The following is a 19585-nucleotide window of genomic DNA, read 5'->3' as shown; positions in this document are numbered from 1 at the left end:
ACGTCTCCACGTTTATTTTGAACTATTATAGTTTGATGTGATTATATTAGTCCTGTAATAATTAGAACTCAAACTATTTTTCTGTTTATAATGGTTTGCTTCGACGCACGGTTGTTTGTGTTGCATGCTTGCCTAGCTATATACTCGCTCGGCTTTCAACGAGTTAAGAGGTCTTCAGAGACAATGATTGATAATATGCCCTGCTGGCAGGATGTTCTGATTGAACTGAGAAAAATCATTCGGGCGACCGACCTTCAATCAAAGCGGGTAGTAAAGGCTTGTGGTCTGACGATTCCACAGGTGATGGTGTTACGCGCCATCAAGGATTTGGGGGATGTTACCGTTAAGCGGATTTCAGATGATGTTTCGTTAAGCCAAGCGACCGTCAGCACTATTATGAATCGTTTAGAAGAGCGCCAACTGGTCGAACGGGTACGCAGCAATACTGATCGCCGCATAGTGAATGCTCGGCTGACAACAACCGGTGACGAAATTTTTCAAACCGTGCCGACTTTGTTACATGAGTCCTTTATCACTCGCTTTGAAAATTTAGGCAATGCAGAGCAACTGCATATACTCGCGGCCCTACAACAGGTTTCTGGGATGATGGACGCTGAAACACTCGATGCAGCGCCATTGCTAGATATCGCCGCACCAAGCCGTGATGGAGAGTCCTAGCAACGCACCGCCATCGCCAATAACTGCTGTTCGAGTTCGGCCCACTGGCGGGGCTCCTCACCAATCACTTCAATACGGCTATCCATTACTTCATCAAGCGCCTGCACTTTCAAAACTGAATCGACCTGATTAAACGCGAAAATCCCTTCATCGGTAATAAACACCGCTTTCAAGCGTTCGGATTCCACCCCCATCAACAACGGTTCTAACGCGGCATAAGAAAACTCAAATTCAGGACTGAAAATCCAACCACTGCTACGATAACCCTCGCCCTGGTTATCTTTGCGTAGATAACCACATGCAGGGATCTCGTCATCGGCTTGGTAATGATCATGGTGTTGATGGGATGGTTCAGCCGGTGTGTTAGCTGCACGGTGTTTAGACGCCACTTCCAGCCACGACAGATCAAGCAAACCGTTTGAGCTACCGACAATCGGCGCCGGACTCCCAAGCTGAGACAGGTAATCGGTCAGTTGGGCCATTTCCGTCCCGTTATAGAGATCCTCTTTATGTGCAATCACTAAATCGGCAACCTGTAACTGCTGATTAAAGGTATCGTGCTCGGTATATCGAGCATCCGCCAGCTTACGGGCATCCACCAGCGTTATCACTGTGCGCAGATCTAAAACCTCCTGATAATGAGGCTGCTGCAACACCTTGATGACTTCTAATGGATGACCTAAACCGGTTGGTTCAATCAAAATACGATCGGGCTTTGCCTGGCGAATTAACTGGCTGAGTGCAACCTGCATCGGAATACCGGCGGCGCAACACATGCAACCACCGGGCACCTCCTTCATAAACACACCCGTTGCCTGCTGCTCATTCGCCAACAAGCCCGCATCAATACCGATTTCACCAAACTCATTCACCAGCACTGCCCAACGCTCTTCCACTGGCTTATTCTTTAACAGCTGTTGAATAGCGGTGGTTTTACCCACGCCGAGAAAGCCGGTAATAATATTGGTAGGGATCTGTGTAAACATGGTCAACTCTGCAAAATAATATTTGTTACAATATAACAAACAAGCCAGCGACATCATAACGTTCAAAACAAAATCGATAACGAACAACACATGCTGGCAAAGAACGTTTTAACTTTAAAAAAGACATAAAAAAACCTCCCGCAGGAGGCTTCTATCAACAGAGATTAAATTTAAAGATTATCTAACCCCTGCTCAACCATCGCAACGGCCTTAAAGATTGCTCGACCCTTGTTCATGGTTTCATCCCATTCGGAATCAGGGACAGAATCCGCCACAATACCGGCGCCGGCCTGAATGTGCAGCTCACCATCCTTAATCACCGCGGTACGAATAGCGATCGCGGTATCCATATTGCCATTCCAAGACAGATAGCCTACGGCACCGCCGTAAATGCCCCGCTTCACCGGCTCTAACTCATCAATGATCTCCATCGCCCGTACCTTGGGTGCACCACTGAGCGTACCCGCCGGCAAGGTCGCTCGCAGCACATCCATCACCGATACCTCAGGTTTTAGATGGCCAATCACATTCGAGACGATATGCATCACATGAGAATAACGCTCAACCGCCATCTGAGCGGTTAATTCCACCTGACCAATTTGCGACACCCGACCAACATCATTGCGACCAAGATCGATCAACATCAGATGTTCTGCCAACTCTTTTGGATCTGCTAACAGATCTTTCTCTAGTGCTATATCTTCAGCCTCGGTTTCGCCCCGAGGACGGGTTCCGGCAATCGGTCGCACCGTGACAACACGATCTTCAACGCGAGCGAGAATTTCTGGCGAAGAACCCACCACATGGTGATCACCTAAATTCAGCACATACATGTAAGGCGAGGGATTAAGACAACGCAATGCGCGATACAGATCCAGCGGACTGCTGGTAAAAGGGATCGTCATCCGCTGTGAGATAACGGTTTGCATCACATCCCCTGAAAGAATGTATTCTTTAATCCGAGCGACCGCATCTTTAAATTGCTGCTCGCCAAAGCTGGATTTAAACTCTGACTCAGATACCTCACGACGCTCAGACGGCGAGGCTTCTGGGTGTGGTACAGAGAAACGTAACCGAGTAACTAATTCATCTAAGCGCAGCTGTGCCTGCCTCAACGCATCATGATCAGCGGGGTCGGCATGGCTAATCAGAATCAGCTTGCCACTGAGGTTATCAAACACCACCACCTCATCAGACACCATCAACAGGATGTCCGGCGTGCCGATCACATCATCAGGCGCACTATCAGACAACCGTTGTTCCACATAACGGACGCTATCGTAGCCAAAATAGCCCACTAATCCACCGTTAAAACGGGGCAGATCAGGTAGCTCTGCAGCACAATAACGCGCCTGAAATTGTTCTACAAAATCCAGTGGGTCTTCAACTTCAGCTTGTTCTACAATCTCACCGTCCGTTTCCACCCGAACACTGTGCCCAAAGACTTTCAACACCGTCCGACTGGGCAGGCCGATAATCGAATATCGTCCCCACTTTTCACCGCCTTCAACGGATTCCAGTAGATAAGTGTATGGCTGGTTCGCCAACTTCATATAAGTGGATAGTGGTGTATCCAAATCCGCCAATACTTCGCGAACGACGGGAATACGATTGAAGTTTTGAGCCGCTAGCTCAGCAAATTGTTCAGGGGTCATGGTGTGTTCTCATAACGACTCTGTCATTTATAGAACAGAGTTTTGAAATCTATTTCGGCTGGATCGATAACCAATACAGCCCGCGTAATAACTGATAAGCAGGGCTCAGTTACGCCATCGCCAGCGATCCCCGACATAGTGGGTACACAACTTAATTTCAATAGGGGATAGCAAATCTGACACAGTGATTCCAGACAATCGTTAATTCAGAGATCCAACCTTATAGCAGCCCTCTCTTTGAATCAACCGAGTCGTTATTTACAGACTATATTTTTCAGCCTAAAGGCTTCTCGATGGCCTTCTCAGGTGCATATTCTCGTTCCCCAGACATGATATCAGGCATCACAATGTCCGCTGCCAGAATCATGGTTGATTTTTAGACAAAAAAAACCCGGCCTTGGGAGCCGGGTGAATGATTGGATGAGAGTCCATTTACTTAAGACTAGAGAGCCTTACAACTTACTTACATAACAGCCTATCTTTGTAACAACTTAACCGTGTAACACTTACTACAACCTTGTAACAACCTATCTAACAACTCGGTAAGCATAAGCCTGAGGGGGAACCTGAGAACTCATGACAAAGCCGATAAGTCACAGTATAGTCAATCAAACTATAAATAAAATACGAATTTACTATGTAAATAGTAAGATTTATTCGAGCTTTATTTCTATTCAGGTATCAACATGAACTTTAAACACCTGCGCTATTTCCTCGTCGTTGCCCAGGAAGGCAGTATTAACCGAGCCAGCGAGAAGCTCCATCTGACACCTCAAACCATTAGTGGCCAGTTAAAGTTGCTGGAACATGAGTTGGGCGCTGCGCTGTTTAAAAAACGCGGCCGCAATCTCATATTAACGAAAGCCGGACAACACGCTCTCAACTACGCCGAAGATATTTTTCAGCTCGGGGATGAACTGCAACAGAGCATTCACAATCCAGTGCCCCATAAACAGCAACGTTTTAATATTGGCATTGCCGATGTATTGCCCAAACTGATCACCTACCACCTGTTAGAGCCGGCACTTAAACTCAATGATGCGAGTCGATTGATCTGCGAAGAGGGCCCGCTGCCCAGCCTACTGGCGGATCTTGCCACCCAGAAACTCGATCTGGTACTGGCTGACCGCCCTCTCGATGCTAGCTTCCATATTCGCGGGTATAACCATCTATTGGGCGAATGCGGCCTTAGCTTTTTCGCCACCACCGCCGTTGCCGCCACTTACCGAGCTAACTTTCCCGCCTCACTAGAAGGCGCACCCATGCTGATGCCCTCCGCCGAAACAGAGCGCGGTATGGGTCTGAAACGCTGGTTCGAACGGTATAAGATTCGCCCAGATATCCGGGTGGAGTGTGCCGATACCGCATTAATCGAAGCCTTTGGCCTCTCCGGAGCCGGAATATTTTGCGCGCCAACCGTCATCGAACAACAGATGACTCGGCAATACGGTGTGGAAGTGATCGGCAGGATGGATGATATTCGGGAACGTTTTTATGCCATTTCATTGGAACGTCGAGTAAGCCACCCTGGTGTACTAGCGGTCTGTAATGCCGCCAGAATGGCTTTCTTTGATGAGATTGAGCCGTCAGACAAAACCTTAATCAGCGGGTCAACTGCATCAGATCATCAACAATAATATCCGGCTGATATAGTGAAACCGGCTCGCCATGGTTATAACCGTAGGTAACAGCAACCACTCGACAACCGGCGGCTTGCGCCGCTTTAATATCACTGCGTGAATCGCCCACCATCAGGGTTTGTTCGGCCGCGACACTGCGTGCGGTCATCGCATGGAGCAGCGGTAATGGGTGAGGTTTTTTCTCAACCAAACTATCGCCACCCAAGACAACCGAAAAATAGCGCCGCAGATCAAACTCATCCAGTAAGGTCTCGGTGAAACTGATCGGTTTGTTGGTTACCAAGCCCATATCAACCTGACTCTCGTGCAAAAAGTCCAGATACTCTCGCACACCAGGATATAACCGGCTTTGCTCCGCACAACACTGGCCGTAATGCTGCAAAAACAGAGCAAATGCCTGCTCAAACAACGCGTCATCCGGCTCATTATTCTCGTCACCGTAGGCTAATGCCCGCTTGACCAACATCTGAGCGCCATTGCCGACCCAGTCACGTACCGAGGCTTCACCGGCTAATGGTCGCGCTAAGGCAGCCAACGTTCGATCAACCGCGAGAGCTAAGTCGGGCACACTATCCAGCAAAGTACCGTCCAGATCGAACAGCACCAGCTGGGGAAGTTGAGCATCATAATGGGTAGTCATAAGCATTGCGACGGGCCAACCTGTGAGTCAATAATACGGAGTAAACGTTCTAGGCGTGTTACTTAAACTTTTGCCAACTCAGCCCGCATCTTATCGATGGTGGCTTTGTAGTCGTCGGTGTTAAAGATCGCTGAGCCCGCCACAAAGGTATCTGCTCCGGCCGCCGCAATCTCACCAATATTGGCAATACCAACACCACCATCCACTTCGAGACGAATATCGTAACCACTTTGTTCAATAATCGCACGGGCCTGTTTCAGCTTATTCAACGTACCCGGAATAAATTTCTGACCGCCAAACCCTGGGTTAACCGACATCAGTAGAATCATATCCACTTTATCGAGCACATAATCCAAATAGCTCAACGGGGTCGCAGGATTAAATACCAGCCCTGATTTACAACCGCCGTCACGGATCATCTGCAATGAACGATCGATATGTTCAGAACCTTCTGGGTGAAAAGTAATAATGCTAGCACCGGCATCGATAAAATCACCGATCAAACGATCCACCGGCTTAACCATCAGATGCACATCGATCGGCGCTTCGATACCGTGTTTACGCAGCGCTTTACAGACCATAGGCCCGATGGTCAAATTAGGCACATAGTGATTATCCATCACATCGAAATGGACATAATCAGCGCCCGCAGCGAGCACATTTTCAACCTCTTCACCTAGGCGGGCGAAGTCTGCAGAAAGAATGGATGGAGCAATCTTATAATCAGCCATGAACGTAACTCGGAAAGTAAAAGGTGGAGGATTCGGCTATTGTACTTTGCACACATTGAAACTCAACCAGCTTTCGCCCTTGCTAATATTGCGGCGCTCTTGAATAATCGAAGCATGAAACTTAAACCCCTGTTTTTCACACTGTTTTTTAGCCTTGCCACCTCTGTTTCAGCAGCCGAGAACGATACGACTGAAAACAGCGATAGCAGCAACCTCGGCACAGAAGACGCGACAACAGACACCGGTGGCGAAATCGCTAGCCGCGTTATGCTCGATCCCGCTCGGCAACGACAGGCCGACCTCGCGCTGGCACAAACGCCAGAAACCGAAGTAGTCTGGCTAGAACTCGATGATGAAAAACAATTAGCACTGCTGCAACAAGCGACAACCGCAACCCCGACCGGCAGCATTCTCATTTTCACCGATCCCACCACAGGAGCAGACTGGCCCGACCTGATTCACCCCCTGAGAACCCAACTAACTGAATATGGCTGGAACACTCTCAGCCTATCACTACCAACACCGCCCTCGGTCGCCATTCCCGAACGCACCTTGCCGAGCCTACAAAATCGAAATCAGATTCAGACAGCTGAAACAACCCCAGAGAGCAGCGCGGCACCTAATGCCGAGACAAATTCCGACGCTGAAACGGCTGATGACAGCCAAACAGCAGCCAATAGCACCGAAACAACATCGCCGGAAGAACTTATCAACAACTATCAACAGCAGATCGTGACGCTGGGTAATTTAGCCGCTAATCGTCTAGCTGAAGTACCCGGAGAGATAACCGTTATTTTAGGGGTAGGAGAAGGTGCAGTTTGGGCGATGCATTATTTTGCACAAGATGAGTTGCAAGAAAACCGATTTTTAGTCTTACTCGATCCGATGCAAACCGAAGGGATCAACGCGCCAGAACTGCTACAGATGATCAAAGACAGCCAAGCACCGATATTAGATCTTTGGTTCAACAACAACCGCTATCAACAGCAACAAGCCACTCTGCGTAAACATACTGCGCTACGAAGTGGCAACCCGGGTTATCGGCAGATCCGTCTAAACCAACGCAGTAACGATCCGAGAAAGGAACCTCTGTGGCTGACCCGTCAGGTTAGAGGTATTCTTAAAAACCACTTGATAACGATTCAGCCCCAGAAAAATTCAAACCCAGCGACCGCAGGAGAGCTTACGCCGGGAAGTTAACTGTTGGGCAGTTATCTTGCCGTGTTCAACCGGTCTGCCGGTTAAAGCACAGCGCGTCACTCAGCGATTTTTCCGAGCCGTTCGTATCCGGTCATAGGCACCCTGAATCTCTTGAGTTTTCTCCTTCGCCAGCTGCATCATATCTTCAGGCAATCCTTTGGCGACCAACTTATCTGGGTGGTGCTGGCTCATTAAGCGGCGATAAGCTTTTTTAAGCTCGGCATCTGACACCGATTCATCGACCCCTAGTACACCGTAAGACTCTTTTAGCAGCTCATGCTCTGAGACATAACCACCTTGATGAGACTGATAACTATGCTGTTGATAAGAGAACTGCGATTGCATCCGCGCGATCAGTGCCGCCATCTCCGCTTGAGACATCTGCAGCAGCCCACAGACCTCGCGAATAATAACGGTTTCAGCTTCGCTAACCTGGCCGTCAGCCATTGCCGCCTGTAATTGTATTTCGACAAACATCAATTTCAGCGGGATACGAAACCGAATCAGCGCACTCAACGGGCGCATCACCTCAGCGATATCAAAATCACTCTCTTTGCCCTGCGAAAACAGCGCCATCGCTTCAAGACGACGCTCTTCACTCAATCCCATCCGGCTCATGACTTCCCGGGCGTATTGGATCTCCGCTTCGCTGACATGACCATCTGCTTTAGCCAGCTTACCCATCACCGTGAAGGTGGCCTTAAAAAAGGCATCCTGCGGATTCAAAGCGTTGCCTAAGGCATTTTTCAACGCGGCCGACAGTGCTACACCGATACCCGCACCTAATAACAGACCAAATAAGCCACCGCTCAGCAAGCCAATAAAACCACCTATAATCAAAGCGGTGCGGTTTCTGCGGACCAACTGACCCAGGCTAAACCCTGCCTTCTCACTTCTAAATGCCATCTATCCGACCTTTATTAATATCTTCACTGACGTCCTGAAGTCGCTCAGGCGTCCCTATATCTCGCCAATACCCCGAAAAAAACTCCCCCGTCACACAATGTGACTGCATGGCTCGGCGCAACAGCGGTGCCAGCGGGAATTTACCCTCATGGCAACCTTCAAACAATTCTGGGGAAAGCAGACTGATCCCGCTAAACGTTGTTTTAGCATCCCCCTGCTCAACGATGCGATCCTGCAGTAATTGGAAATCACCGGCGGGATTATGCGCGGGATTCTCCGTCATAACCAGATGGGCCAGATCATCAGAGCCAAATGAGTGGGACAACAAGGAAGCAAAGGGGTAGTTCGTAAAGACATCCCCATTCACCAAGAGAAAGGGTTCCCCCATATCACTCAAAAAAGGCAGTGCTCGAAAGATTCCCCCGCCGGTTTCTAACGGTTCAGTCTCAGGAGACCAATGCACACTCGCTCCCCAACGACGACCATCACCCACCCAGGCTTCCAGTTGTTCGCCTAGCCAAGCATGGTTAATCACTATCTCCGTGACCCCAGCTGCGACTAGTCGTTCAATATGGTATTCAATCAACGGCTTCCCCGCCACCGGTAGTAGCGGCTTTGGCGTTGTCAGAGTCAAAGGACGCATCCGAGTGCCTAACCCCGCGGCCAGTATCATCGCCCGCATCAGCTAAACCACTTATCCAGATGTTTCGGCTCGAATTGCTCACAGGCATACATGGCCGGCACCACAACGTCCTGCAACCAAGCCGCAAAGGTTAATAACCCATCATAACGCCCGGCAACTCGGATAATGTAATTCAGGGTGCGGGGAATATCTTCAAGATAGCCGGCTTTACCGTCTCGCAACCATAATCGAGCAAAAATACCTGCCGCCTTCAAATGACGCTGCGCGCCCATCAGATCAAACCAGCGATAAAAAGTTTCCCGCTCGTAATGGGCAAGTAACCCCTCGGCCACCAGCAACTCACCAAACTCATCGACCCAGCCATACACCCGTTTATCCGGCCATTCGATATAACAATCTCGCAACAGTGACACCAAATCATAAGTCACCGGACCGATTACCGCATCCTGAAAGTCGATCACCCCCGGCGTATTGTCACCATCCACTAGCAAATTACGCGAGTGATAATCACGATGAACACAGACAGTCGGCTGCTCCAGTGCTGCTTGGATAAGATACTCAGACACCTCAGCAAACAGATGCTTAACCCCCGGCCCTAGGTCAATTCCCAGCAGATCGGCCACCAACCAATCACGAAAAAGATCCATCTCTCGCTGTAGCAGCGCTCGATCATAGACTGGCAAATCATGGCCAACGATCGTCTGACAGGGCTGTAACTGAGTCAATGCCATAAAAGCCTGCCGATAAAGCACATCGGCACTGTCATCATTTAACTCGCCGAGATATAGATCATCGCCTAAATCTGACAGCAGCATATAGCCCTGATCAAAATCCACTGCATGCACCACCGGTGCATTAATCTTTAGCGGCTGCCAGGCGTTGGCAATGGCAACAAAGGGGTGGCTGTCCTCTTTTTCTGGCGGGGCATCCATCAGAATCCAACTATGATCACCACTAATGACGCGAAAATAACGTCTAAAACTCGCATCTCCCGACACTGGAACACACTGCCAATCCGTCGCCAGATCGATCTTTAGCTCGGCAAAAACCTGCTCTATCCACTGCCTGAGTCCGGCCAGCCTTTGTCCCATATCTATCAATCCCCTAGCCTTGTTATAGCTGAATGTTTTATCATGCCATGCTCAATGGGCTATGTTACTCGAATCAAGGTTTAGCGATAAGAGAAAAGACACTTTTTCTACGCTTCCTAATGGACAATCTGAATGCCGTTCTCAAGACGTTCTTCCTACACACTCACACTGGCGATTGTTGCTGCAACGCCGACAATGCTCCTTGGCGCAGAAACGGACCCCAATATCCGTGATGCCCTGTGGACCTGCACCATGGAAAATGGTCAAAGCTGGCAATGCGATCAGCCCGAAAGGGAGGCTCTTCTGTCTCCAGCAGAAGACGCGGTGACGCAAACCGTCGCAACCAAAAGCACCGAGGTCAAAGTCGCGCCCATCATGACTCAAGTAGACGCAGCCAAACCACAGGTTAATGGTGCTTGGCTCTGCGAGGCGAGTGCTACCGGCGGTTGGGCATGTGCAGGCAATGAGCCAAGCTCGCCGGTGGCGACAAGCCAACCGGCTACAGCCGCAGTAACAAACACCGTAGCGACTTCAGATACAACCACAGCGACACCAAAGACCTCAGCGCCTGTCGTGCGTCAGCCAAAGCAAACGGCGAAACAGCAACGCCTAGAGGCTCTAAAAGATCAAGCCGATCTAAGTGATATTCGTTACGCCAGCCAAGATTGGTATCCCATTACCGGAGCGTCAAAAGCTTGTTATGGCGTTTATATCGAGCCAAGTACTGAAATAGCGACAGACAACAGCCAAAAGCTCACCGTTGATGCTGACAGCTCAAAAACTGAGCTTGGCGGACTCACACAGTTAGAAGGTAATGTAGAACTACGTCAACAGGGTCATTTTCTACGGGGTAATTTCGCAGAAGTGGATCAGGTATCAAACCAGATCACCATGACTGGGGATATCCGTTACCGAGAGCCTGGTCTACTACTAAGGGGCGCTCAGGCGCAGACCAATTCGCTCACCGGTGAAACCGTTATCAGCGATGCTGACTACATCGTTCATGAACAATCGCTACGGGGTGAAGCTAAGCGTATTATTCGTTTGCAAGACAATCGCATACGGATGGAACAGAGTAGTTACACCACCTGCCCACCAGCAGATGGAAGTTGGGAGATTGCTTCTGATTCTCTAGTGCTCGATCCAAATAAAGGCTTTGGTACCGCCCGTCATGCCACGCTTCGAGTGGGTGACACGCCAATATTTTATTTTCCCTATTTAGAGTTTCCGATTGATGATCTTCGCCACTCAGGCTTTTTATTCCCTTCATTCGGCTATTCCAATGATGATGGGCTTGAAATAGCCACCCCTTACTATTTCAACCTAGCACCCAATTATGATGATACGCTGACACCTAAAGTGTTCACCGAACGTGGTTTGTTGCTAGAAAATGAATTTCGTCATATGAATGGCTATGGCCAGCAAACGCTTAGCACTGGCTTGATGTTCGATGATAGTCAGGCAGACCGTGATCGTTGGCTGGTCGGCATCGATCATACCGGTTACAAAGGTGCGTGGAGCAGCGAGATCGACTTTAATGCGGTCAGTGATGACGATTACTTCGATGATCTTGGCTCCAGCTTGGAAGTCGACCGCTCTAACCATCTGGATCAATTGGCAGAAGCGACCTATAGCCAGCAAAACTGGGAAGCCACGCTGCGAGCGCACAGCTACCAAACCATCAACGATAGCGACTCTCCTTATCAACGAATGCCACAGCTACGAGTTAAAGGCAGTTACAGCTATGATTTGGGTCAAGAAGTCGTATTGAGCTACCTAACCGATGCAACACAGTTTGATCGTGATATCGAAGATCTCACAGGTATTGATCGAGTCACCGGCACCCGTTTCCATGTTCAACCCTCAATTAGCATGCCCATGATCTCATCTTGGGGCTTCCTAACACCGAAACTGAGCTATTGGTTAAGCCAATATGAACTAGAAGATCAAATAGCGGGAGAAGATGACAGCATCAGCCGCGCGACAGGGGTCTTCAGTATTGACTCCGGACTACTGTATGAACGTCAAGCCGGCGAGTACACCCAAACTCTTGAACCGCGCCTATTCGCGCTCTATAGCCAAGAAGAGGATCAGCAGGGCATTCCAGACTTTGATACCGCTGAAGCAGACTTCAGCTATGACGCTTTATTCAGAGAAAACCGTTTTACCGGTCTCGATAAGATTGGTGATGCCCAGCAAGTAACGGCAGGGGTCGGTTCCGGCTTTTACCGTGAAGACGGCAGTGAAATGGCCCATGTAGGGCTGGCACAAGCCTACTATTTTGCCGACCGCACAGTGCAACTTAATGGCGATACCAGTGTCGATACAGAAGCACAATCGAACTTTGCCGCTGAAGTCGACTGGAACCCTTACTCAAAACTTCGTTTCTCAATCGATACCGAGTTGGATAAGAACAATCTAAATCCATTAGAGAGCAACTTTAAAATACGCTACACTCCGGCGATCGATAAAGTGATCAATGTCAGCTACCGTTACCGGGAAGATACCCGTAACCAAACTGAAGTTTCATTTATCTGGCCACTCTCACCGGAATGGACCGCCATGGGACGCTGGCAGGAAGATTTCGAGAACTCACAGACTCCTGAAGCCATGCTTGGCTTGGAGTATGCTAGTTGTTGCTGGAAAGTTCGGGTTGCTGCACGCCAATGGATAGAGGATGATAGCGATGGTCAAGAAGATACCGCCCTGTTTCTACAATTTATCCTGAAAGGATTAGGCGCAATTGGTAACGGCAGTAGCGCGTTACAAGATATTGCTGGCTTTCAAGAACGTGAAGAGAATGATGACTACTAAGCTCATAAAAAAATTAAAGCCATCACTGGCTGCCCTATTTTTAGGCCTCAGCGTCTCGGCCAGCGCCGCAGATATTCCACTCGACCGAATTGTCGCTATTGTTAACGATGATATCGTTCTACAAAGCGAACTGAGCGAACGGGAGGCGATCATTAAAAGCCGACTCAACGCTCAGGGACGTAACTTACCGGATGAGCAAACGTTACAAAGCCAAGTGCTAGACCGCTTAATACTGGATAATATTCAGCTACAGATCGGTAAAGAACGCGGCATTCGCATTAGTGATAGCGAACTTAATGCTTCGATCGAACGTATCGCAGCCAGTTCAAAACTAACACTGGATCAGTTTCGCCAAGCACTGATCGCGGAAGGACAGGATTACGCTCAGGTACGCCAACAAATTCGCAATGAGATGCTCATTCAGCGAATTCAGCAACGTATCGTCAACAGCCGTATCAATGTCTCTCAGCAGGAAATAGATAATTTCCTCAGCTCTCATCAGGGCGAACAGGCCAATACCGCAAGCTATAATATCTCTCAAATACTGATCGCCGTACCGCTGCAGGCAACCTCAAAAATGCTTCAAGCGGCACAACAACAAGCCGACAGTATTTCAGCACAATTACAAAACGGTGCTGATTTCGCTGAAACAGCAATTGCCCAATCCAAGGGTCCTAATGCCTTAAAAGGCGGTGAAATTGGCTGGCGTAAACTGAATGAACTGCCTGAAGAGTTCTCTGCGGTGGTAGAGAAGTTAAACCCTGGCGAATTTAGCGCACCACTGCGTAGCCCTAGCGGTTTCCATATTTTAAAGGTCAATGACAAACAGGGCGATACGGTCCAACTGGTCAATCAGGTTAAGGTGCGACATATCCTTCTCAGCCCGAATGAGATCCGTTCTGCCGCCCAAACTCGTCGCGAGATCGACGCTATATACCAGAAGCTGCAACAGGGTGTTCCTTTCGAAGAACTGGCCAAACAACTCAGTGATGATCCAGCTAGTGGCTCATTAGGCGGTTCAATCGGCTGGGCTCAACCCGGACAGATGGTGCCTGAATTTGAAGAAGTGATGTTCAGCACTCCGAAGGGTGAGATCAGCGCACCATTTGAATCACGCTTTGGTTGGCACATTCTCAAAGTAGACGATCGTCGACAGCAGGATATGAGCGAAGAGATGAAAACCAATCAGGCCCGAGCGACAATCCGTCAGCGCAAGTTCAATGAAGAACTGCAAAACTGGTTACGCGAAATTCGTTCTCAGGCATATATCGAGCTTAAATAATACCGATGCAAACATATAGACTGGCCCTAACACCGGGCGAACCTGCCGGCATAGGGCCGGATCTATGTATTCAGATCGCCCAGCAGGGACATAATCATCAATTAGTCGTTATTGCGGATCCTTTGATGCTGCAGGCGCGAGCGCGTCAGCTTAACCTGCCGATCACGCTGCTGCCATACGATGCCACTATGCCCGTCATTCCGACAGCGCCTGGTACCTTGTGGATAGAACCGATCAGTTTGGTCAAAGCGACGGTCGCCGGACAGTTAAACCCCGCGAACGCCCGTTATATTTTGGACACGCTGACCCGCGCAACCCGCGGCTGCCAAAGTGGTGAATTTGCAGCGCTAGTGACCGCCCCGGTACATAAAGCGGTTATTAATGATGCCGGAATCCCGTTCAGTGGTCATACCGAGTTTCTCGAACAACTAACTGACACCCGCAAGGTTGTTATGATGCTGGCGACCGAAGGATTACGGGTTGCGCTGGCGACCACGCATTTGCCCTTGTCCGAAGTCCCAGCCGCCATCACCCAGCCATTATTAGAACAAGTGCTAGAGGTCCTACACCAAGACCTCCAGCAAAGTTTCGGCTTAGATAACCCCAGAATTTTGATTGCCGGACTCAACCCGCATGCCGGTGAAGGCGGCCACATGGGCCGAGAAGAGATCGACGTCATTCAGCCGGTCATCGATCGTCTGCGCGCCCGAGGTTATAATCTCAGCGACCCACTGCCCGCCGACACCCTATTTACGGATAAACTACTGAAAACCGCCGATGCTGTACTGGCGATGTATCACGATCAAGGTTTACCCGTATTGAAATACAAAGGATTTGGCCAAGCAGTTAATATCACGCTAGGGATGCCGATTATCCGCACCTCGGTTGATCATGGCACCGCGCTGGACCTAGCCGGCACCGGCAAAGCCGATTACGGCAGTTTGCTAACCGCCATCAATTACGCTGCCGAGATGGCAGCTAACCGTCATACCGGAACAGTGAATGAGTAATAAGCCTACAGGTCATAAAGCACGTAAACGTTTTGGTCAGAATTTCCTTCAAGATCAGGGCGTTATTCGCCGTATTATCCGCGCTATTGCGCCCGGCGAACAACAGCACCTGATAGAGATTGGGCCTGGACTCGGTGCCATCACTGAAGAGCTACTGGATCTATGTCAGCGTCTTGATGTGGTCGAGCTCGACCGTGATCTGATACCTATCTTGCGCACCAAGTTTTTTAGCTATGCGGATAAATTCACTATCCATGAGGGTGATGCGCTGAAGTTTGATTTCAGCACATTGCAACAACAGGACGAACAGCTTCGCGTTGTCGGCAACCTGCCTTATAACATATCCACACCGCTGATCTTCCATCTACTCACCTTTGCTGATCAGATCGAAGATATGCACTTTATGCTACAGAAAGAGGTTGTCGATCGACTCGCGGCGCAACCGGGTGACAGCGCCTATGGCCGACTCGGTATCATGGCTCAGTATTATTGCCAAATCGAACCTCTGTTTTTGGTACCGCCCCACGCATTCGATCCTGCACCTAAGGTTGATTCCGCCATTGTGCGTCTCATCCCTTACAAAGAACTGCCGCATAAAGCGCAGGACATTAGTAAACTCGAAACCGTGGTTCGTACCGCCTTTGGGCAACGCAGAAAAACCCTGCGTAACAATCTCAAGCCTTTGCTCGCCGTCGATGAAATCGAATCACTGGGTATCGATCCCGGCCTTCGCCCCGAACGACTAGCACTGACTGACTTTATCCGGATAAGTGATTATCTGAGCAGTAAATAACAACTGATAACGAAACTATATGATCTACTCAGACACCGCTCATAATATCGACATTAATGTGAAAACCGCCTATCTTCCGGAGCAATCCGATCCGGAAAAAAAGCGCTTTGTCTTTTCCTATCACATCACCATCACCAACCTTGAGCCTCAACCGGTGCAGTTGCTGCGCCGTCGCTGGCTGATTGTTGATGGCGATGAGCAGGTTCAGGAAGTGGAAGGCGAAGGCGTCATTGGCGAACAACCCGTCATCGAACCCCAGGAAAGCTACAGTTATACCAGTGGCACCGTACTGGCCACGCGAGTCGGCAGTATGCAGGGACACTATCAGATGAAGACCCATGACGGCCAAACCTTCAATGCCGACATTGAACCCTTCACCCTCGCCTTGCCAAACGCACTGCACTGAGGTAACCAAATGGCAACCTACGCAATTGGTGATATCCAAGGCTGCTATGATGAGCTACAGGCATTGTTGCAGCATATCAACTTTAGCGATAACGACCGCCTTTGGCTGGCCGGCGATCTCGTTAACCGTGGCCCTAAATCACTCGAAACCCTGCGGTTCCTTTATCGCATTCGTGACCGTGTTGTGGTCACACTGGGTAACCATGATCTGCATCTATTGGCGGTCTACAGCGGCACAATCAAGAGTAAACGCTCAGATACCTTTAATGATATCTTGCAAGCGCCTGATGCCGACAAACTGATGAAATGGCTATGCTCACAACCGCTGCTGGTGACCGATGAACCACTTGGGTTTACCATGGTGCATGCCGGTATTCCGCCGCAATGGTCGCTCAAAAAAGCTCATAAACGCGCCAGAGAGGTAGAAGCGATACTACAAAGCACCCTCGCCGCTGAATTTTTCAAGCGCATGTATGGCAATCAACCTAACTGCTGGTCTGACGATCTAGAAGGTTTTGACCGCCTGCGAACCATCACCAATTACTTTACCCGTATGCGCTTTTGCGATAGCAAGGGACAGATGGAGTTTTCCGCTAAGGGCTCACTGTCTAGCCAGCCTACAGGCTTTTTGCCCTGGTTCAGCCATGAGGGCAAGGCGCTGAAAAAAACGCGTATCGTCTTTGGCCACTGGGCTGCTCTGGAAGGTAAAGCCGATCGGGCAAACGTGTATGCCTTAGATACCGGCTGCGTTTGGGGTGGTAAACTCACGGCCCTTCGACTTGAAGATCAACAGCTATTTTCTGTTAATAGTAAAATGAGGTACGGCAACTGATGGACACCTTTGAATGTATCGATATCCCTCGAGCAGAAACACTTATCGCTGAGGGCGCGGTGGTTGCTGATATTCGCGATCCACAAAGCTATCAACAGAACCATATCAAAAACGCCATTCATCTTAATAATGAAACGCTACACGACTTCATTCAGTCCGCCGATATGGATACTCCGGTGATCGTTTGCTGCTACCACGGTTTTAGCAGTCAGTCGGCCGCAGGCTTTCTCATCCAACAAGGCTTTGACCAAGTGTATAGCCTCGATGGCGGCTTCGAGCTCTGGCAAGCAAGCCGCCCCGAACAGTGCGCTAACCAATAAATCATGCAGATCTATCTGGTAGGCGGCGCGGTTCGAGACGGATTACTTAATTACCCCATCTACGATAAAGACTGGGTGGTCGTCGGGGCAACACCCGAACAGATGCAGCAACAGGGCTTCCGCCCCGTCGGCAAAGACTTTCCGGTGTTTATTCACCCCGAGAGCGGCGAAGAATACGCACTGGCGCGCACCGAACGAAAGTCAGGCAAAGGCTATACGGGCTTTCTTTACCATGCCAGCCCAGAAGTTACCTTAGAAGAGGATCTGATTCGCCGAGACTTGACCATCAATGCGATGGCGATGGACACTCAGGGCAACATCATCGACCCTTATCATGGCCAGCAGGATCTCCAACAAAAAATCCTCCGTCATGTTTCACCCGCCTTTGCTGAAGATCCCCTTCGGGTGCTTAGAGTGGCGCGTTTTCAAGCACGCTATGCGCCATTGGGATTTACCATTGCCCCCGATACCCTGAAACTAATGCAGCAACTCGCCGCCAGCGATGAACTGGAACATCTCACCGCTGAGCGGGTATGGCAGGAGTTTCAGCGGGCCTTGGGTGAAACGGCACCGCAGCAGTTTTTGTTAACGTTAAAACAGGCGAATGCTCTCTCAGTACTCTTCCCTGAGCTACTTTCTGCGGTAGATGACCCACAGACACTCAGCGCCATCAGCCAGCCCGCCGACGCTCGGACACGTTTCGCCATACTACTGCGCAGCGCCTTTGCTAACGTCTCTGAAAGCGAACGCTATCAACAGATCAAGGCGTTTTGTGATGTTCATCGCGCCCCTAATGCGTACCGAGATTTAGCGCTACAGTTTAGCGCCCAAGCCGATCGACTGTGCCATTTTGCTCAACTCGATGCCCAGCAACGACTTGAGTTAGTCAAAGATCTCGATCTACTGCGACGTTCTGAGCATCTTAACCTACTCTTGCAGGGCTGCGCTCTGATCTGCTCTGAGGACCTAAGCGTAACAACTCTTCTCCCCGAACTGCTGCAAGCGCTACAGCAAGTGGACCCCAAACAACTCATGCAACAGGGGTTTAAGGGTAAGGCGCTAGGTAAAGCTATTCAACAGGCACAATTACAAACCTGCCAACAACAGATCGATGGGCAATTATAATGAGCCAACCTGTCGCCTTGATTACCGGTGCCGCACGCCGCATTGGTGCCGCTATCACCCGCCATCTGTGGCAACAGGGCTATCGGGTTGTTATTCACTGCCATCATTCTCTAGCAGAAGCACAGCAACTCGCAGAAGAACTCAACGGCACGAAAGCCGATAGTGCCTGTGTGCTTCAGGCAGACCTGAACAGCTCTGCAGAGGTCTCATTGCTGGCTACTCAAGCACTCAAGCGCTGGGGCCAGCTCGACCTACTGGTCAATAATGCATCCTCGTTTTACCCCACCCCGCTGGAGCAGAGCAGCGATCAGCAGTGGGATGACCTGATTAACAGTAACCTCAAAGCCGCTTACTTTTTGTCAGCCCAATTGGCGGCTTCATTGACTCAGCAGCAGGGCTGTATTATCAATCTGATCGACATCCACGCCCAACGCGCACTGCCGGGATATCCAATCTACTCAATCGCCAAAGCGGGTCTACAGATGATGACCCTCAGTCTAGCCAAAGAGCTAGCACCAAAGGTACGCGTCAATGGTGTGGCACCAGGACCGATTCTTTGGCCGGAACAAGCAGCGTCTATCAGCTCAGAAGAACAGGCGGCTATTGTGGATAAAACGCTGCTAAAACGGGCGGGAGCCCCTGAAGATATTGCCGAGACCGTATTATTTCTGGCACAGCAGAACTTTATCACCGGTCAAATTATTGCGGTGGATGGCGGAAAATCACTCTATAGCCACTAGCTTTAAACGCCGCACTCACTAAGCATTCCGTTTAACATAGCTCTTGCTTAAACTTAGCGCGAATTAAACTTAACTAAGCTTAGCCCTAGTATCG

At 49.8% G+C, this 19585-nt stretch carries 19 protein-coding genes; 12 read left to right on the top strand and 7 right to left on the bottom strand.

Annotation, left to right across the window (positions count from 1 at the left end; all coding sequences use genetic code 11):
* Positions 1-183 precede the first annotated feature (183 nt).
* Positions 184-678 carry a MarR family winged helix-turn-helix transcriptional regulator gene (locus KO512_RS06185; RefSeq protein ID WP_215951459.1) on the top strand — a complete coding sequence of 165 codons (495 nt, stop codon included), beginning with the start codon at positions 184-186 and terminating at the stop codon, positions 676-678.
* On the opposite strand, the gene KO512_RS06180 is transcribed toward KO512_RS06185, so the two are convergent.
* Positions 675-1664: a CobW family GTP-binding protein gene (locus KO512_RS06180; protein ID WP_215951458.1), complete on the bottom strand. Its 990-nt coding sequence runs from the start codon at positions 1662-1664 to the stop codon at positions 675-677. The genes KO512_RS06185 and KO512_RS06180 overlap by 4 nt on opposite strands.
* Positions 1665-1834: 170 nt before the next feature.
* The gene (gene trpE / locus KO512_RS06175; protein WP_215951457.1) at positions 1835-3319 is read right to left on the bottom strand and encodes an anthranilate synthase component I; all 1485 of its coding nucleotides are present in this window, start codon (positions 3317-3319) and stop codon (positions 1835-1837) included.
* 686 nt (positions 3320-4005) lie between these two features.
* Between trpE and nhaR the strand changes: the two genes are divergently transcribed.
* The gene (gene nhaR, locus KO512_RS06170; protein ID WP_215951456.1) at positions 4006-4956 is read left to right on the top strand and encodes a transcriptional activator NhaR; all 951 of its coding nucleotides are present in this window, start codon (positions 4006-4008) and stop codon (positions 4954-4956) included.
* Here the strand turns inward: nhaR and KO512_RS06165 are convergent.
* On the bottom strand, positions 4922-5605 hold the full coding sequence (locus KO512_RS06165; RefSeq protein ID WP_354667736.1) for a phosphoglycolate phosphatase: 684 nt from the start codon (positions 5603-5605) through the stop codon (positions 4922-4924). The genes nhaR and KO512_RS06165 overlap by 35 nt on opposite strands.
* A 56-nt stretch (positions 5606-5661) precedes the next feature.
* On the bottom strand, positions 5662-6330 hold the full coding sequence (rpe, locus tag KO512_RS06160) for a ribulose-phosphate 3-epimerase (protein WP_215951455.1): 669 nt from the start codon (positions 6328-6330) through the stop codon (positions 5662-5664).
* A gap of 114 nt (positions 6331-6444) precedes the next feature.
* On the opposite strand from rpe, the gene KO512_RS06155 reads away from it, so the two are divergent.
* The gene (locus KO512_RS06155) at positions 6445-7530 is read left to right on the top strand and encodes a DUF3530 family protein (protein ID WP_215951454.1); all 1086 of its coding nucleotides are present in this window, start codon (positions 6445-6447) and stop codon (positions 7528-7530) included.
* A 60-nt stretch (positions 7531-7590) separates the two neighbouring features.
* Here the strand turns inward: KO512_RS06155 and djlA are convergent, their stop codons facing one another.
* From djlA to KO512_RS06140, 3 genes are read right to left on the bottom strand one after another with little or no spacing between them, the layout of a single operon-like run.
* Positions 7591-8436 carry a co-chaperone DjlA gene (gene djlA / locus KO512_RS06150; RefSeq protein WP_215951453.1) on the bottom strand — a complete coding sequence of 282 codons (846 nt, stop codon included), beginning with the start codon at positions 8434-8436 and terminating at the stop codon, positions 7591-7593.
* Entirely contained in the window at positions 8426-9118 is a 693-nt protein-coding gene (murU, locus tag KO512_RS06145) for an N-acetylmuramate alpha-1-phosphate uridylyltransferase MurU (RefSeq protein ID WP_215951452.1), read from the bottom strand. Before murU ends, djlA begins: the two co-directional genes overlap by 11 nt.
* A complete protein-coding gene (locus KO512_RS06140; protein ID WP_215951451.1) occupies positions 9118-10170 on the bottom strand; it encodes an aminoglycoside phosphotransferase family protein in 1053 nt (350 codons plus the stop codon). Before KO512_RS06140 ends, murU begins: the two co-directional genes overlap by 1 nt.
* A 132-nt stretch (positions 10171-10302) precedes the next feature.
* On the opposite strand from KO512_RS06140, the gene KO512_RS06135 reads away from it, so the two are divergent.
* The 9 genes from KO512_RS06135 to KO512_RS06095 are packed head-to-tail and all read left to right on the top strand — an operon-like array spanning position 10303 to position 19491.
* Positions 10303-12984, top strand: coding sequence for an LPS-assembly protein LptD (locus KO512_RS06135; RefSeq protein WP_215951450.1), 2682 nt, complete (start codon positions 10303-10305; stop codon positions 12982-12984).
* Positions 12971-14266 carry a peptidylprolyl isomerase gene (locus KO512_RS06130; protein WP_252734860.1) on the top strand — a complete coding sequence of 432 codons (1296 nt, stop codon included), beginning with the start codon at positions 12971-12973 and terminating at the stop codon, positions 14264-14266. The genes KO512_RS06135 and KO512_RS06130 overlap by 14 nt, the downstream gene beginning before the upstream one ends.
* 5 nt (positions 14267-14271) lie before the next feature.
* Positions 14272-15276 (top strand): 4-hydroxythreonine-4-phosphate dehydrogenase PdxA, encoded by a 1005-nt coding sequence (gene pdxA, locus KO512_RS06125; RefSeq protein WP_215951449.1) that lies wholly within the window; start codon positions 14272-14274, stop codon positions 15274-15276.
* Positions 15269-16069 (top strand): 16S rRNA (adenine(1518)-N(6)/adenine(1519)-N(6))-dimethyltransferase RsmA, encoded by an 801-nt coding sequence (rsmA, locus tag KO512_RS06120; RefSeq protein ID WP_215951448.1) that lies wholly within the window; start codon positions 15269-15271, stop codon positions 16067-16069. Before pdxA ends, rsmA begins: the two co-directional genes overlap by 8 nt.
* Positions 16070-16088: 19 nt before the next feature.
* Positions 16089-16475 carry a Co2+/Mg2+ efflux protein ApaG gene (gene apaG, locus KO512_RS06115; RefSeq protein ID WP_215951447.1) on the top strand — a complete coding sequence of 129 codons (387 nt, stop codon included), beginning with the start codon at positions 16089-16091 and terminating at the stop codon, positions 16473-16475.
* A 9-nt stretch (positions 16476-16484) separates the two neighbouring features.
* On the top strand, positions 16485-17306 hold the full coding sequence (locus KO512_RS06110; RefSeq protein ID WP_215951446.1) for a symmetrical bis(5'-nucleosyl)-tetraphosphatase: 822 nt from the start codon (positions 16485-16487) through the stop codon (positions 17304-17306).
* Entirely contained in the window at positions 17306-17626 is a 321-nt protein-coding gene (gene glpE / locus KO512_RS06105; RefSeq protein WP_215951445.1) for a thiosulfate sulfurtransferase GlpE, read from the top strand. Before KO512_RS06110 ends, glpE begins: the two co-directional genes overlap by 1 nt.
* Before the next feature lie 3 nt (positions 17627-17629).
* On the top strand, positions 17630-18751 hold the full coding sequence (locus KO512_RS06100; protein ID WP_215951444.1) for a hypothetical protein: 1122 nt from the start codon (positions 17630-17632) through the stop codon (positions 18749-18751).
* The gene (locus KO512_RS06095; RefSeq protein WP_215951443.1) at positions 18751-19491 is read left to right on the top strand and encodes a pteridine reductase; all 741 of its coding nucleotides are present in this window, start codon (positions 18751-18753) and stop codon (positions 19489-19491) included. The genes KO512_RS06100 and KO512_RS06095 overlap by 1 nt, the downstream gene beginning before the upstream one ends.
* Positions 19492-19585: the final 94 nt, after the last annotated feature.

Origin of the sequence: Amphritea atlantica, assembly GCF_018860855.1 — a bacterium.
Taxonomy (GTDB): domain Bacteria; phylum Pseudomonadota; class Gammaproteobacteria; order Pseudomonadales; family Balneatricaceae; genus Amphritea; species Amphritea atlantica_A.
This window is presented reverse-complemented; position numbering and strand designations above follow the sequence as displayed.

What these genes read in the sequence shown, in the direction of transcription:
- KO512_RS06185 (WP_215951459.1), top strand. Translation starts at nt 184, where the DNA reads ATGATTGATAATATGCCCTGCTGGCAGGATGTTCTGATTGAACTGAGA.
- KO512_RS06180 (WP_215951458.1), bottom strand. Translation starts at nt 1,664, where the DNA reads ATGTTTACACAGATCCCTACCAATATTATTACCGGCTTTCTCGGCGTG.
- trpE (WP_215951457.1), bottom strand. Translation starts at nt 3,319, where the DNA reads ATGACCCCTGAACAATTTGCTGAGCTAGCGGCTCAAAACTTCAATCGT.
- nhaR (WP_215951456.1), top strand. Translation starts at nt 4,006, where the DNA reads ATGAACTTTAAACACCTGCGCTATTTCCTCGTCGTTGCCCAGGAAGGC.
- KO512_RS06165 (WP_354667736.1), bottom strand. Translation starts at nt 5,605, where the DNA reads ATGCTTATGACTACCCATTATGATGCTCAACTTCCCCAGCTGGTGCTG.
- rpe (WP_215951455.1), bottom strand. Translation starts at nt 6,330, where the DNA reads ATGGCTGATTATAAGATTGCTCCATCCATTCTTTCTGCAGACTTCGCC.
- KO512_RS06155 (WP_215951454.1), top strand. Translation starts at nt 6,445, where the DNA reads ATGAAACTTAAACCCCTGTTTTTCACACTGTTTTTTAGCCTTGCCACC.
- djlA (WP_215951453.1), bottom strand. Translation starts at nt 8,436, where the DNA reads ATGGCATTTAGAAGTGAGAAGGCAGGGTTTAGCCTGGGTCAGTTGGTC.
- murU (WP_215951452.1), bottom strand. Translation starts at nt 9,118, where the DNA reads ATGCGGGCGATGATACTGGCCGCGGGGTTAGGCACTCGGATGCGTCCT.
- KO512_RS06140 (WP_215951451.1), bottom strand. Translation starts at nt 10,170, where the DNA reads ATGGGACAAAGGCTGGCCGGACTCAGGCAGTGGATAGAGCAGGTTTTT.
- KO512_RS06135 (WP_215951450.1), top strand. Translation starts at nt 10,303, where the DNA reads ATGCCGTTCTCAAGACGTTCTTCCTACACACTCACACTGGCGATTGTT.
- KO512_RS06130 (WP_252734860.1), top strand. Translation starts at nt 12,971, where the DNA reads ATGATGACTACTAAGCTCATAAAAAAATTAAAGCCATCACTGGCTGCC.
- pdxA (WP_215951449.1), top strand. Translation starts at nt 14,272, where the DNA reads ATGCAAACATATAGACTGGCCCTAACACCGGGCGAACCTGCCGGCATA.
- rsmA (WP_215951448.1), top strand. Translation starts at nt 15,269, where the DNA reads ATGAGTAATAAGCCTACAGGTCATAAAGCACGTAAACGTTTTGGTCAG.
- apaG (WP_215951447.1), top strand. Translation starts at nt 16,089, where the DNA reads ATGATCTACTCAGACACCGCTCATAATATCGACATTAATGTGAAAACC.
- KO512_RS06110 (WP_215951446.1), top strand. Translation starts at nt 16,485, where the DNA reads ATGGCAACCTACGCAATTGGTGATATCCAAGGCTGCTATGATGAGCTA.
- glpE (WP_215951445.1), top strand. Translation starts at nt 17,306, where the DNA reads ATGGACACCTTTGAATGTATCGATATCCCTCGAGCAGAAACACTTATC.
- KO512_RS06100 (WP_215951444.1), top strand. Translation starts at nt 17,630, where the DNA reads ATGCAGATCTATCTGGTAGGCGGCGCGGTTCGAGACGGATTACTTAAT.
- KO512_RS06095 (WP_215951443.1), top strand. Translation starts at nt 18,751, where the DNA reads ATGAGCCAACCTGTCGCCTTGATTACCGGTGCCGCACGCCGCATTGGT.